This is a genomic window from Cellulomonas uda, assembly GCF_006538705.1.
Taxonomy (GTDB): Bacteria; Actinomycetota; Actinomycetes; order Actinomycetales; family Cellulomonadaceae; genus Cellulomonas; species Cellulomonas uda.
In genome coordinates this window covers 23,773-37,337 of sequence record NZ_BJLP01000039.1, presented here as the reverse complement: position 1 = coordinate 37,337, position 13,565 = coordinate 23,773, and the positions used below count along the sequence as shown (strand labels likewise).

The following is a 13,565-nucleotide window of genomic DNA, read 5'->3' as shown; positions in this document are numbered from 1 at the left end:
GGTCGCGGCCCGCCTGCACGGCTGCCCGGCCGCCGCCGAGCTGCGTGCGCAGCGCCCGGCCGCGGGCGGCTGGGTCCTGAGCCTCACGGTCCAGGTGCCGCACGTGCGCGGCGGCATCGACGAGCTCGCGCTCGTGCTGCGTGCGCAGGGCTCCGACGCACGCGTCGTCGTCCCCGTGCCGCGCTCGCCGTTCCACGCGCGTCAGTGGCACCTCGACGTCGACGTCCTGGTGCCGCGCCACGCGCTCGAGTCCGCGGCGGCCACCGACGGCGGCGGCGACCGCTGGGACGTGCACGTCCTGCTCGTCGAAGGGCTCGGCACGCGCTCCGAGGTGCCGTTGGCGCCGCGCGGGACGCTCGGCCTGGTGATGTCCGGCGCAGGCGGCGAGGCACCGCCGCCGACCGCGTGGACGCTGCACGTCGACCCGACCGCCGTCCCGGCGTGAGCTGAGAGGATCCGCATGCCCACGCTGCTGGCGTTCCCCGCCTGGCGCGACAACCCGTACCTCAACCTGCTGTACCTCGCGACGCGCGGTGCCGGCTGGGACGTGCAGGGCACGACCGCGTTCGACGAGCTCGTGCGCCGCACGCGCGCACTGGGCTCGGGCGACGTGCTGCACGTGCACTGGACGTCGCCGATCTGCCAGGCCGCACCGGACGCGAGGACCGCGCGGGAGCGGCTCGACACGTTCGTCGCGACCGTCCGCGCGGCGCGCGCGTCGGGCGTGCGCCTGGTGTGGACGGTGCACAACAAGCTGCCGCACGAGGTCGCCTACCGCGACCTGGAGCTGGAGCTCGCGCAGCACCTGACCGCGCTCGCGGACGTCGTGATCCAGCTCAACGGGCACACCGTCGAGGCGGTCGCGGACGAGTACACGCTGCCGGTCGAGAAGGTCGTCACGCTCCCCCACGCGTCCTACCGCGGCGTGTACCCCGACTCGATGACGCAGGCGCAGGCGCGTGCGCGCCTCGACGTGCCGCTCACGTCGCCGACCATCGGCTTCGTCGGGCAGATCCGTCCCTACAAGGGCATCACGACGCTGCTGGCCGCCGCGGGGCGGGTCGCGCAGGACGTCGAGGACCTCACGCTGCTGCTCGCGGGCAAGACGCGTGACGACGTGCTGCCGCAGGTGGACGCGGCGCTGCCGCGCGGGGTGCGCACGGTCCGGTTCCACGACTTCGTCGCGGACGCGGACATGCAGACGTGGTTCCGGGCCGCGGACGTCATGGTGTTCCCGTACGAGCGCGTCCTGAACTCGGGGTCCGTGCTGCTGTCGGCGACCCTCGGGCGCCCGTGCGTGCTCCCCCGGGAGGCGCACCTGGTCGCGGAGCTCGGCGACGAGCCGTGGGTGACGTTCTACCGCCCGGGTGGCGACGTCGTGGAGAACCTGGCACGCGCGGTGCAGTCGGCGCTGCGCACGGCACGGCGCACGGCGCACGACGCGGCCGCGTTCGCGTCGCGCTACCCGCCGTACGCGATGAGCCGCGACTTCCTGCGCATCCTCGACGGGCAGGCGCCCGTCGGGCCGGCGCCGCGCGCGCTCGCGGGCTGACCCGCCCGCTCAGCGACGAGGGGCACCTCAGCGACGAGGGCAGCTCAGCGACGACGGCGGCTCAGCGACGGCGCAGCGCGCGCACCGCGCGGCGCACGACCGACGGGCGGCGGAACAGCGTCACGGTCACCAGGCCGGTGCCCTTGCCCCGCACCGTGAGCCGGCCGAGGCGTCCGCCCTCCAGGCGCACCGCGGACCGTTGCACGACGAGCGGCACCTGCAGCTCGCCGTCGGGCGCGGTCACGAGCAGCTCGAGGGCCCACGTGCCCTCGCTCGGCAGCGCGCTCGCGCCCACGCGGGCGACCCACCGCTCGCCGTCGCGGCGGACCCGCCCCACGGGGCGCTGCGTCTCGGGGCGCCCGGGCTTGTACGCGCGCAGCTCGAGCGTCGCGCCGGCCGCGAGGTCGGCGGGCAGGCCGAGCTCGACCTGCGCGGCCGTCCGCCCGACGACGAGGGACTGGACGACCTGCGGCTCACCGCCACGGGACGCCTCACGCAGGGCGTGCGCGTCGCCCGCGACGAGGGCGGCGCGCGCGAGGCGGTCCTGCGGACGCTCGACGGGGGCGACGGACGTGGTGAACCACGCCGTGTGCGGTGCGGCGAGCGCGACGAGCTCGGCGGCGGTCCCCTCGTCGACCGGGACGGCGCGTCCCGCGACGTTCTCGACGACGAGCGCGTACGCGAGCCCGCGCTGCGCGCGCTCGTCGAGCAGGCCCGTGCCCGCGGCGGCCAGCGTGGCCCGCATGGCCCGCACGGGGTCCATCGGCACGGGGTCCGTGCCGCCGTCGCCGATGGCGTCCAGGACCTCGCGCGCGAGCTCGACCTCGCCGAGCGTGCCCAGCGCGTAGACGGCCTGCTTCTCGGGCCGCAGGCGGGAGAACGTGTAGGTCCGGCGCAGCGAGAGCAGCTCGGTGAGGAGCTGCGGGACAGCGGACTGCTCGCCCGGCGTCTGCGCGCCGCGTGCGTAGCGGCGCAGGTGCACCCACCCGTCGGCGTTGAGCACCATCTGCCAGTACGTCGCGGCGAGCTGGTCGTCGTCGTACGAGCCGAGCAGGCGCGCGCACAGCAGCTCCTGCGTGAGGTACGACGCGACCGCGGCGTCGGCGCTCGCCTGGGCGGTCATGGACGTGCCGCCGGGGCGCTCGCGGTAGAGGTAGACGAGGTCCGGGACGACGTCGATCGTGCGGGCCGCCACGAGCGCGGTCACCATCGGGACGATGTCGTTCGAGCGCGGGACGGACGGGTAGGCGATGGCCTGCTCGCGCCAGAACCGCGTGCGGAACAGCCGGTTCCAGCACGCGCGGTTGCGCACGAGCTGCGGACGGTCCGTGAGCGTCAGGCCCTGCGCCCGCTCGGCGAAGCCCGTCCACCGCTCGGTGGGGCTCCAGGTCTGCAGCGCGGAGAACTTCAGGAAGTCGCCGACGACCATGTCGGAGCCCGACGAGCGCGCGGACGCGAGCATCGCCGCGTAGGCGCCGCGCGGCACCAGGTCGTCGCCGTCCGCGAACGCGAGGAACTCGCCGCGGGCCTGCTCGACACCGAAGTTGCGCGCCTGGCCGCCGCCCACGCCCGGCGCCCGGAAGGCGCGCACGCGCGGGTCGGCCGCGGCGCGCGCCGTGACGCGCTCCCACGTGCCGTCACGTGAGCCGTCGTCGACGACGACCACCTCGAGGTCGACGTCCTGGTCGTCGAGCATGCTGGTCAGGCAGTCGTCGACCCACTCGACCACGTCGTGCGTCGGCACCACGACCGAGATCGCGGGCGTGCGCTCGCCGTCCGTCAACGTCTCCTCCTCCACCCGGGCGTGGCCGCCACGGCCCGCGCCAGCATAGGCGTCCCGTCGGCGTCGTCCTGCGCGCGCAGCGCGGCCAGGTCACGCCCGGCGCGCGCGAGCACGCGTCGCTCCCACCACGGCCGCAGCGCCCGCTCGACGCGTCGGCGCACCGCACCCGGGGCGCGTCGCGCGGTGCGCAGCACGCGGCCGTGCGCGGCCGACGCCTGCTCGGGCGTCGGGACCGCGCCGAGCCGGTGGGGGTCGGCGACGACCTCGTGCGCGCCCAGCAGGCCGGTGCGCGCGTCGGGCAGCACGAGGGGCAGCACGGGCACCGGGCCCGCCACGCAGCGGACCACGCGGTGCACGCCCGCGAGCGCGTCGAGCAGCACCGGGGCGCCCGCGGCGAGGTCCCGCGCGTCCCACGCCGCCGGGTGCTGCGGCGCGACGAGCGCGCCCAGGTCGAGCACGCGCGCGAACGCGTCCGCGGCCCGCGCCGCCAGGTCGTGCCCCGCGCCCACGTCGCCGTCGAGCGGCGAGGGCGCGACCTCGGGCACAGGGTCGAGCGTGGCGACGAGCAGCACCAGCCCGTCGTCGTCGCGCAGCACGCCGGACGCCACGGCGTCGCACGCGCGTGCGACCTGCCGCGCGTCGGTGGCGAGCACCAGGGTGCTCATGCGGCACCCGCCGCCCGGCCGGTGGCGCGCAGCCCGCGCAGCAGCCGTCGGCCGCCCGCGGGTGCGCCCTGCACGGCCACCTCGAAGGCGTCGTCGCCGCCGCGTGCGAGCAGCGCGGCCGCACCCGCGAGCAGCCGGCGCTGCAGCGCACGCGAGAGCCGGTGCCGCCGGGAGACGTGGAAGTCGACGATCCGGCACGCGCCGTACAGCGCGCGCCGCTCGACGGCCGGGTCGCCGTCGGCGAGCGCGAGGTCGAGGACGCGGTCGTACGCGAGGAGGAAGTCCAGCAGACGGTCGGCACCGGCCTGCGTGAGCGAGCCCGAGCCCGCGGACCGCCGGTAGAAGTACCCGGGGCTGTCGACCACCGCGCACGTGAGGTCCGCGAGGTGCAGCCGCCAGAACCACGGGCGGTCCGCGGCCGTGCGCAGGTCCTCGTGGAACCGCAGCAGCCGCGGCTCGATGCGCTCGCGGTCGAACGCGGCGGCCCACAGGTACGGGTAGTCGACCAGCGCGCGCCCGCCCGCGTCGCCGATCCCCTCGCGCGCCGCGAACGCCACGTCACGCGGTCCGTCCCACGGCGCGCGCTCGGCCTCGCGGCGCAGGCCGTCGACCCGCACGTGGTCCGTGCGCACCATCGCGGCGCCCGTGCGCTCGACCGCTGACAGCATCGCGGGCAGGTGCCCGGGAGCGCACCAGTCGTCGGCGTCGACGAACGTCACGTAGCGGGCGTCCGCGGCGTCGAGCGCACGGTTGCGGCTCGCGGCGACGCCGCGGTTCTCGGGGTTGCGCACGACCTCGAGCGGCAGCTCGCGCGCCGCTCGTGCGAGCAGCTGCGGCGTCTCGTCGGACGACGCGTCGTCCACCACCACGAACCGGATGCCGGGGGCGAGGTTGCGGCGGGCGCTCGCGACGAACGTCGGCAGGTGCCGGGCGCCGTCGTGCACGGCCACCACGACGTCGAGCAGGGCGTCCGGACGGCCCGGCATGCTCGCCTCCCGTGTCCCTCGTCGGCCGCGCGGCCGCTGGTCGGCCCGCGTCCCGCCCGGGCGCTCCCGGGTGCGGCGACACGCCCGACGTCGACGGCACATGTCGGCGACAGCATAGGATGACCAGGCCGACGCGAGTGTCGGCACGGGCGGAGTCCGCCGGCCACGGCCGGCCTCCCGCCGGAGCCGCACCCGGCTGACGCCGGGTCGCGCACCGGCCCTCGTCCGGCCACGCGGGACGTCACGCACGACCGATCTGCGCGAACGAGCTGCACGACCGATCAGCACGACGAGACCGCACGAGCCGCCGCCCGCCCGCGGGACACGACATCGGAGGACGACCCTGGAGCGCAGCGTCGCGACGAGCCCGCGCTCGGTCGCCGTCATCCCCGCCCGCGGCGGGTCGAAGGGCGTCCCGCTGAAGAACCTGCAGGCCGTCGGCGGCCGCTCGCTGGTCGCGCGCGCCGTCGAGGCGTGCCTGCCGGCGGTCGACCTCGTCGTCGTCAGCACGGACCACGAGCAGATCGCGGCCGAGGCCCGCGCGGCGGGCGCGCGCGTCGTCGAACGCCCGGCCGCGCTGTCGGGCGACACCGCGACGTCCGAGTCCGCGGTGCTGCACGCGCTCGACGCACTGCTCCCCGAGGGCGTCGACCCGCAGGTCACCGTCCTGGTGCAGGCCACCTCCCCGTTCATCGACGCGACCGCGCTCGCGAACGCGGTGCGCCGCGTGCTCGACGACGAGGACGACTCGGTCCTCGCCGCCGCACCCACGCACGTGTTCACGTGGCGGGTCGACGACGGCCGGGCCGTCGCGGTCGGCCACGACGCCGCGCACCGCCCGCGACGCCAGGACCGCGAGCCGCTGTACGCCGAGACGGGCGCGTTCTACGCGATGCGCACGAGCGGCCTGCGCGAGGGCGGGCACCGGTTCTTCGGGCGCACCGGGATCGAGGTCGTCGACGAGGCGACCGCCGTCGAGATCGACACGCCCGCGGACCTCGCGGTCGCGCGCACGCTCGCCGACGAGCACGCCGCGGCACAGCGGCCCGGCTCGACCGACGGCGACGCGACCGACGGTGACGCGATCGACGTCGACGCGCTCGTGACGGACTTCGACGGTGTGCACACCGACGACGCGGCGCACGTGGACGCCGCCGGGAACGAGTCGGTGCGCGTGCTGCGCGGCGACGGCCTGGGCGTCGCCCGGCTGCGTCGCGCGGGCGTGCCCGTGCTCATCCTCTCGACGGAGACCGACGGGGTCGTGTCCGCACGCGCCCGCAAGCTCCGCGTCGAGTGCCTGCAGGCCGTCGAGGACAAGGCGTCCGCGCTGCGCGCGTGGATGGCCGAGCGCGGGCTCGACCCCGCGCGTGTCGCGTACGTCGGCAACGACGTGAACGACCTCCCCGCGCTCGCGCTCGTCGGCTGGCCCGTCGCGGTCGCCGACGCCCGTCCCGAGGTGCTCGCCGCCGCCCGCGTGGTGCTGCGCTCCGCGGGTGGGCACGGCGCCGTGCGCGAGGTGACCGACCGGGTGCTGGCCGCCCGGCAGGACGACGGACCCGCCCCGGCGGGCGTGGCACGATGACAGCGACGACGACGACGCGCGCGCACGGCGCGCGTCCGAGAAGAGGACAGCGATGACCACCTCCCCCACTGCCACCCCTGCCGGCGTGCCCTTCGGCGCGCACCGGATCGGTGCCGACGCGCCGGTCTACGTGATCGGTGAGATCGGCCTGAACCACAACGGGGACGTCGAGATCGCCAAGCAGCTCATCGACGTCGCGGCCGAGGCAGGCGCCCAGGCCGTGAAGTTCCAGAAGCGCACGCCGGACATCTCCACCCCGGCCGCGCAGCGCGACCAGATCCGTCAGACGCCCTGGGGCGAGATGACGTACCTCGAGTACCGCTACCGCGTCGAGTTCGGCCGCGAGCAGTACCTCGAGATCGGTGCGCACGCCACGGCGCGCGGCCTCGACTGGTTCGCCTCGCCGTGGGACGTCCCCTCTGTCGAGTTCCTCGAGGAGCTCGGTGTCGTCGGCCACAAGGTCGCCTCGGCGTCCGTGACGGACCTCGAGCTGCTCGGCGCGCTCGCGGCGACCGGCAAGCCCGTCATCCTCTCGACCGGCATGTCGACGCTCGAGCAGATCGACGTGGCGGTCGAGACGCTCGGCACCGAGCGCCTCGTCCTGCTGCACGCGACCTCGACCTACCCGCTGCCTCCCGAGGAGGCGAACCTGCGCACGATCACGACGCTGCAGGAGCGCTACGGCGTGCCGGTCGGCTACTCGGGCCACGAGCGCGGGCTGCAGATCTCGGTCGCCGCGGTCGCGCTCGGCGCGGTCGCCGTCGAGCGGCACATCACGCTCGACCGCACGATGTGGGGCTCGGACCAGGCGTCCTCGCTCGAGCCCACGGGCCTGAAGAACCTCGTGCGGGACATCCGCATCGTCGAGCAGGCCATGGGTGACGGCGTCAAGCGCGTCTTCCCGGGCGAGCTCGCACCGCTGTCGCGTCTGCGCCGCGTCGGCGCCTGACCTGCGCCGGAGCCCCGTCGTCGTGACGACCTCGAGCAGCACTCGCACGGACCTCGCCCGTGCGTGGGTCGAGTCACCCCTGCAGATGGTGTCCGCGCTCGAGGCGAGCGCGGCGGGGCTCCTCGGCCCGTCGGTGGACGTGGTCTACCGCACGGGCATCACGCCGCTGGCCGAGCTCGCGGCGCGGCTCGGCACGATCGCGCTGCCCGCGGGCACGACCGTCACCCCCGAGAGCACGCGCAGCCTGTGGCGCCACGGTCAGGTCCGCGCGGTCGGCGACGCGTTCTCGGGCGCGGTCCAGGCGCGCGGTCTGCTCGGCGTGCGCCGCCCGCTCGTCGTGCTCGACGACGGGCTCGCGACGCTGCACCTGCTGCGCCTGCTCACCGCCGCCGACGGCCGCTACCTCGTGCGCGCCCGCGCGCACCCCGGGCTCGCGCGCCGCACCCTCGCCTCCGCCGCCCGCAGCAGGCTCCTGTCGCTCGCGGACGCCGGCCTGCTCACGGTGTTCACGGCGCTGCCCGTGCCGGACGGCCTGGCGGACGCGTTCCGCGCGACGGGCGGACGCCTGGTCGGGCACTCGTTCGCGTGGAGCGCGTCGCTGCGCGAGCCCGAGCTGCACGGCGCCGGCGTCGTCGTCGTCGGGTCCGCGATGGCGTCCGACGGGCTGGTCGACCCGGACGCGTACGCGGCCTGGGTCCACGAGATCGCCGACGCGTGCCACGACGAGGTCGTCTACATCCCGCACCGCCGAGAGACGCCCGCGATCACGGCGGCGGTGGCGGACCGCGACTCGATCCGGGTCGAGCGCGGCCCGTGGCCGGTCGAGGTGAGCCTGCGCTGCCTGGCGCCCGGCTCGGTGGTGCACTGCCTGCCGTCGACGCCGCTGCTGACCCTGCGCAGCCTCCTCGCGGACGCGGGCGTCGAGCTCGTCGGCTCGCCGGTGCCCGACTCGTGGTGGACGCCGCACGCGAGCGCCCGGTTCCGCGCCTCGGTACGGTCGATCGCGGGTCACGCGTGACGCGGCGGGTGCTCGCGGTCGCCGACTCGGACTCGTACGTGAAGTGGGCGGCCGCGACGCTCGACCGGCTCGACGACGTGACGGCGTCACTCGTCGTGCTCGACAGCCCGGTGCGTCCCTCCCCCGCGCAGGTCCGCGCGGCGGTCGCCGGGACCCGCCTCGCGGCCGCGGCGCCGCGGCTGCTGCGGCTGCGCGCGCTGGTCCGCACGCTGCGCGCGGCACCGCCGGACGTGCTGCTCGTCGCGACCACGGGCCCCGCCGCCGAGCTCGTGCTGCGCGCGCTGCCCGGCCTGCCGGCGCGTCCCGTGGTCGTCACGGGTCTGCCGGGGATGTCGCTGCCCGCGACCGCGCTCGCGCTGCGCTACCGCGCGACGGCCGACCTGTTCGTCGTGCACTCGCACCGCGAGGCGCGCGCGTTCGACGAGCTCGCGCGGCAGCTCGGCACGCGGTCGCGCCTCGTGGTCGACCGTCTGCCGTTCCTCGCCGGCACGGTCGGTGCCCTGCCCGAGCCCGACACGACCGCGCTGCACCGCGTCGTGTTCGCGCCCCAGGCGAAGTTCCCCGAGACGCTCGACGACCGCGTCCGACTGCTGCGCGGGCTCGCCGCGCTCGCCGAGGCCCGGCCGGACCTCGACGTCGTCGTCAAGCTGCGCGGGCTCGTCGGCGAGCCGCAGACGCACCACGAGGCGTTCCCGTTCGACGCGCTCACCGCACGGCACGCCGACGAGCCGGGCGTCGCCCGCCTGCGCGTGGCGACGGGTCCGCTCGAGGAGTTCCTCGTGCCCGGCACCGCGCTGGTGACCGTCAGCTCGACCGCGCTGCTCGAGGCGCTCGCGCTCGGCCTGCGCGCGCTCGTGCTGGACGACTTCGGGATCGGCGAGCACAACCTCACCGCGGCGTACGCCGACAGCGGCCTGGTCGGCTCGCTCGCCGACCTCGCGGCCGCGCGCGTGCACCACGCGGACCCGGCCTGGCTGCGCGAGAACTACCTGCAGGACACGCCCGACGAGCTGCCGGGGGCGCTCGACGAGCTCCTCGCCGCGCCCCTGGCCCCGCTCGCGGCGCCGCCGCGCGTCGGCTCGGTCCCGTCGCACCTGCGCCGGCGCCTGCGGCTCGCGGCCCCCGCGGCGTCGCGTCGCGTCATGGCGCTCATGCCCAGCGTGCGCGCGACCCGCCGTCTGGCCCCCTGACGGGGCCGGCACGTCCACATCGCACGGCCCGTCCCGCCTCGCGACGTGCGGGTCAGGCGGTGAAGCCCGTCGCGGGTCGGCCCGCGGCCTGCGCGCGCAGACGCTCGCCCTTCGCGTCGGCCTGCTCGCGCAGACCGTCCTGGAACGTCGCCATCGCGGCGGCCAGGCGCACGGCCTCGTCGTCGGTGCCCGACGCGAGGATCCGCACCGCGAGCAGCCCCGCGTTGCGCGCGCCACCGACCGACACCGTCGCCACGGGGACACCGGCCGGCATCTGCACGATCGACAGCAACGAGTCCAACCCGTCGAGGTGGCGCAGCGGGACCGGCACGCCCACCACCGGGAGCGTCGTGACCGCGGCGAGCATGCCCGGCAGGTGCGCGGCACCCCCGGCCCCGGCGACGATCACCCGCAGCCCGCGCGCCGCGGCCTCGCGGCCGTACGCGACCATCTTGTCGGGCTGCCGGTGCGCCGAGACGACGTCGACCTCGACGGGCACGTCGAACTCGGCGAGCGCCTCGGCGGCGGCCTGCATGACCGGCCAGTCCGAGTCCGAACCCATCACGATGCCCACGCGGGCGCCTGCGGTCATGGTCACTCTCCGTCCGTCCGGGTGGGGCCATCCTGCCCCGGCTGCTCGCCGCGCAGCAGCGCGGCGGCGGCGAGCGCACGCGCGCGCACCTGCGCCAGGTCGTCCCCGCTCACGTTGACGTGCGCGAGCTTGCGGCCCGGACGCACCTCCTTGCCGTAGAGCTGGACCTTCGCGCCCGGGTCGAGCGCGGCCACGGCGGGCAGCGCGTCGGTCAGCTCGGGCAGCGTCGAGCCGAGCACGTTCGCCATGACGGTCCAGGGTGCGCGCGGCGTGACGTCGCCCAGCGGCAGGTCGAGCACCGCGCGCAGGTGCTGCTCGAACTGGCTGGTCACCGAGCCGTCGATCGTCCAGTGACCCGAGTTGTGCGGGCGCATCGCGAGCTCGTTGACGAGCACGCGCGGGGCGCCGCCGTCCGGGTCCGGCACCTCGAACAGCTCGACCGCGAGCACACCGACGACCCCGAGCCCCTCCGCGACCCGCACCGCCACGTCGAGCGCCTGGGCGCGGGTGTCCTCCGCCAGGTCGGGCGCCGGGGCGACCACCTCCGCGCACACGCCGTCGCGCTGCACGGACTCGACCACCGGCCAGGTGCGTACCTCGCCCGAGGGGCGACGCGCGACGAGCGCGGCGAGCTCACGCGTGAAGGGCACCTTCTCCTCGACCAGGACGGGCACCCCGCCGGGCCGGGCGGCCGCGGCGAGCCAGTCGTCGGCCTCGTCGTCGGCCGCCACGACGCGCACACCCTTGCCGTCGTAGCCGCCGCGCGCGGTCTTGACGACCGCGGTGCCGTCGGCGCTGCCCGCGAGGAACCGCGCCAGGTCCTCGCGCGTGGTCACGGGCGCCCACCGCGGGCACGGCACACCGAGCTCGGTGAGCCGGCGGCGCATGACGATCTTGTCCTGCGCGTGCACGAGCGCGGCGGCGCCGGGCCGGACCGGGACACCCGAGCCGGCGATGCGGTCGAGCAGCGCGCCGGGCACGTGCTCGTGCTCGAACGTGAGCACGTCGGCACCCGCGACGAGCGCGGTGATCGCGTCCTCGTCCGAGGCGGCCCCCACGGGCGCGTCGACGACGACCTGCGCGGCGGAGCCCGTCGCGCTCTCGACCAGCACGCGCAGGTGCACCCCGAGCGCGGTCGCTGCGGGAGCCATCATGCGGGCGAGCTGCCCACCGCCGACCACGGCCACCACGGGTGCGTTCACGGGCGCCCACCCTAACCGAGTAGGACCAGGGTCCGACGAGGCGTCCACGGGGGCGCGGGATATCCTCGCGGACGTGACGACCGCCGTGCTGACGCGACTGCTCGGACCCGACCACCGGGCCCGGCTCCTCGAGCTCGCACGGTTCCTGTCCGTCGGTGGCGTGGCGTTCGTCGTCGACGTCGGCCTGTACAACCTGCTGCGGTTCGGCCCCGGCGAGCTGCTCGCGGCCAAGCCGCTCACCGCGAAGGTGGTGGCGACGCTCGTCGCCACGCTCGTGTCGTGGGTCGGCAACCGGCTGTGGACGTTCGCGTCGCAGCGCACGCGGCACCGCGGGCGCGAGCTGTTCCTGTTCGTCGTCGTCAACGGCCTGGGCCTGGCGGTCGGCGCCGCGCCGCTCGCGTTCTCGCAGTACGTGCTGCACCTCGACGGGCCCGTCCCGGACAACGTCGCGAACCTCATCGGCATCGCGCTCGGCACGGTCCTGCGGTACGTCGGCTACAAGCAGTGGGTGTTCACGGGCGAGACGACGCCCGCCGACGAGGGCCGCGACGAGCACGCCGCGCAGGAGGCGGCCGTGGCGCTCGCCGTGCAGCCCGTCATCCCGCTCGGTGCCGTGCTGGCGGCCGAGGAGCACCTCGAGCACCACGACGGCTGACGCCGCGCCCGCCGGAGCCCCGGCCGGGACGTCGGGTCAGGGCACGTCCGCCTGGACGACGCGGCCCGTACCGCGCGCCGTGAGCAGACCGTCCGAGGCGGGCACGAACGCCGACTGCCCGGCGACGAGCTCGAGCGTCCCGTCGTGCTCGCCGTGCAGCTCGACCGTCCCGTCGAGGCACAGCAGGATGCGCGGTCCGCGGCCGGGCAGGCGCACGGTCTCGGCGTCGTCCGCCAGCGTGGTGACCGACAGCTCGAAGTCGTCGACGGGTGCGTAGTACACCGCGGTCGCGGTGAACACGTGCTCGGGCGCGATGCGGATCGGCGGGGCGGCGACGACGTCGAGGTTGTCGAGCAGCTCCGGCAGGTCGACGTGCTTGGCGGTCAGACCCGCGCGCAGCACGTTGTCGGAGTTCGCCATGAGCTCGACCGCGAGCCCCTCGAGGTAGGCGTGCACCGCGCCCGCGGGGACGAACAGCGCCTCGCCCGGCTGCAGCGTCACGGGGTTGAGCAGGACCGACGTCACGGCGCCGGGGTCGCCGGGGTACTGGGCGTCGAGGCGCACGACCGTGCCGTCCGTGCGGGGTGACGGCGAGCCGGCGTCCAGGCGGCGCTGGCACGCACGGGCGAGCTCGGCGACGTCGTCGGGGTTCGGACGGGTGTGCGGCGCGAGGAGCCACTCGAACGCGGTCCGCACACCCTGGGGCGTCGGGTCGTCGGCGAGGATCTTGTGCAGCTGCTCGGCGAGTGTCGACTCGAGCCCGACGAGCAGCTCCGCGGCGCGGCGCGGCGCACGGAAGCCCACCATCGCCTCGAACCGCGAGAGCGCGAACACGAGCTCGGGCTTGTGGTTGCGGTCGCGGTAGCTGCGGTGCGGCGCGTCGAGCGGGACGCCCGCGGCGTCCTCACGCTCGTAGCCGGCGTGCGCCCGGGCCCGGGACGGGTGGACCTGCAGGGACAGGGGCGAGGCCGCGGCGATGACCTTGAGCAGGTACGGCAGCTGCCGGCCGAACCGCGCGACGACGTCCTCCCCGAGAGCCCCGCGGGGGTCGGCCGCGACCAGCGCGTCGAGGCGCTCGGCGTCGGCGCCGGTCAGGCGGGCGGGCCCGAGCGGGTGGGCGCCGAACCAGGCCTCGGCCACGGGACGGCCGTCGGGCTCGGTGCCGAGCAGCTGCGGGATCGCGGTCGTCGAGCCCCAGGCGTAGCTCTGGGTCGCGGGAGCGAGGCGGTACAACGCGCGTCCTTCCGGGCGGGGGCGCAAAGGTTCCCCACACCCTACCGGGCGACCCTCGCGGGCGATTCCGCCTCAGGTGTCCGCAACGCGCCCGCGCCGGTGGCCCCCACCGGCGCGGGCGCACCTGACCCCGTTCGCCCCGGATCGGGCTGTGCGGA

Annotated in this window: 13 protein-coding genes; 7 read left to right on the top strand and 6 right to left on the bottom strand. The window is 76.2% G+C overall.

Annotated features, from left to right (window positions below; translation table 11 throughout):
* Window positions 1-445, top strand: a 445-nt coding sequence (locus CUD01_RS16600) for a hypothetical protein (protein WP_170209616.1), incomplete at its 5' end; no start/stop codon positions are given.
* A 15-nt stretch (window positions 446-460) separates the two neighbouring features.
* Entirely contained in the window at window positions 461-1,552 is a 1,092-nt protein-coding gene (locus CUD01_RS11645; protein WP_094180524.1) for a glycosyltransferase family 4 protein, read from the top strand.
* 61 nt (window positions 1,553-1,613) lie between these two features.
* Here CUD01_RS11645 and CUD01_RS11640 read toward each other — a convergent pair whose 3' ends face one another.
* Genes CUD01_RS11640 through CUD01_RS16595 form a run of 3 tightly spaced genes read right to left on the bottom strand, consistent with a single transcriptional unit; the run spans window position 1,614 to window position 4,986 of the window.
* Window positions 1,614-3,335 (bottom strand): glycosyltransferase family 2 protein, encoded by a 1,722-nt coding sequence (locus CUD01_RS11640; protein ID WP_166771966.1) that lies wholly within the window; start codon window positions 3,333-3,335, stop codon window positions 1,614-1,616.
* Entirely contained in the window at window positions 3,332-4,000 is a 669-nt protein-coding gene (locus CUD01_RS11635; protein WP_141321236.1) for a hypothetical protein, read from the bottom strand. The genes CUD01_RS11640 and CUD01_RS11635 overlap by 4 nt, the downstream gene beginning before the upstream one ends.
* Window positions 3,997-4,986 carry a glycosyltransferase family 2 protein gene (locus CUD01_RS16595; protein ID WP_166771965.1) on the bottom strand — a complete coding sequence of 330 codons (990 nt, stop codon included), beginning with the start codon at window positions 4,984-4,986 and terminating at the stop codon, window positions 3,997-3,999. The genes CUD01_RS11635 and CUD01_RS16595 overlap by 4 nt, the downstream gene beginning before the upstream one ends.
* 343 nt (window positions 4,987-5,329) lie before the next feature.
* Here CUD01_RS16595 and CUD01_RS11625 point away from each other — a divergent pair, with 343 nt between their 5' ends.
* Genes CUD01_RS11625 through CUD01_RS11610 form a run of 4 tightly spaced genes read left to right on the top strand, consistent with a single transcriptional unit; the run spans window position 5,330 to window position 9,725 of the window.
* On the top strand, window positions 5,330-6,568 hold the full coding sequence (locus CUD01_RS11625; RefSeq protein WP_141321232.1) for an acylneuraminate cytidylyltransferase: 1,239 nt from the start codon (window positions 5,330-5,332) through the stop codon (window positions 6,566-6,568).
* Between the two features lie 52 nt (window positions 6,569-6,620).
* Window positions 6,621-7,517, top strand: coding sequence for an N-acetylneuraminate synthase family protein (locus CUD01_RS11620; protein ID WP_094180528.1), 897 nt, complete (start codon window positions 6,621-6,623; stop codon window positions 7,515-7,517).
* A gap of 22 nt (window positions 7,518-7,539) precedes the next feature.
* Window positions 7,540-8,535 (top strand): hypothetical protein, encoded by a 996-nt coding sequence (locus CUD01_RS11615; protein ID WP_141321230.1) that lies wholly within the window; start codon window positions 7,540-7,542, stop codon window positions 8,533-8,535.
* Window positions 8,532-9,725 (top strand): DUF6716 putative glycosyltransferase, encoded by a 1,194-nt coding sequence (locus CUD01_RS11610; protein WP_141321228.1) that lies wholly within the window; start codon window positions 8,532-8,534, stop codon window positions 9,723-9,725. The genes CUD01_RS11615 and CUD01_RS11610 overlap by 4 nt, the downstream gene beginning before the upstream one ends.
* A gap of 52 nt (window positions 9,726-9,777) precedes the next feature.
* Here CUD01_RS11610 and purE read toward each other — a convergent pair whose 3' ends face one another.
* Entirely contained in the window at window positions 9,778-10,317 is a 540-nt protein-coding gene (gene purE / locus CUD01_RS11605) for a 5-(carboxyamino)imidazole ribonucleotide mutase (RefSeq protein ID WP_141321226.1), read from the bottom strand.
* Between the two features lie 2 nt (window positions 10,318-10,319).
* Window positions 10,320-11,519, bottom strand: a complete 1,200-nt coding sequence (locus CUD01_RS11600; protein WP_141321224.1) for a 5-(carboxyamino)imidazole ribonucleotide synthase — start codon at window positions 11,517-11,519, stop codon at window positions 10,320-10,322.
* Window positions 11,520-11,592: 73 nt separating this feature from the next.
* On the opposite strand from CUD01_RS11600, the gene CUD01_RS11595 reads away from it, so the two are divergent.
* Window positions 11,593-12,174 (top strand): GtrA family protein, encoded by a 582-nt coding sequence (locus tag CUD01_RS11595; RefSeq protein ID WP_244937763.1) that lies wholly within the window; start codon window positions 11,593-11,595, stop codon window positions 12,172-12,174.
* Window positions 12,175-12,210: 36 nt separating this feature from the next.
* Here CUD01_RS11595 and manA read toward each other — a convergent pair whose 3' ends face one another.
* Window positions 12,211-13,407: a mannose-6-phosphate isomerase, class I gene (manA, locus tag CUD01_RS11590; RefSeq protein WP_141321220.1), complete on the bottom strand. Its 1,197-nt coding sequence runs from the start codon at window positions 13,405-13,407 to the stop codon at window positions 12,211-12,213.
* Window positions 13,408-13,565 lie beyond the last annotated feature (158 nt).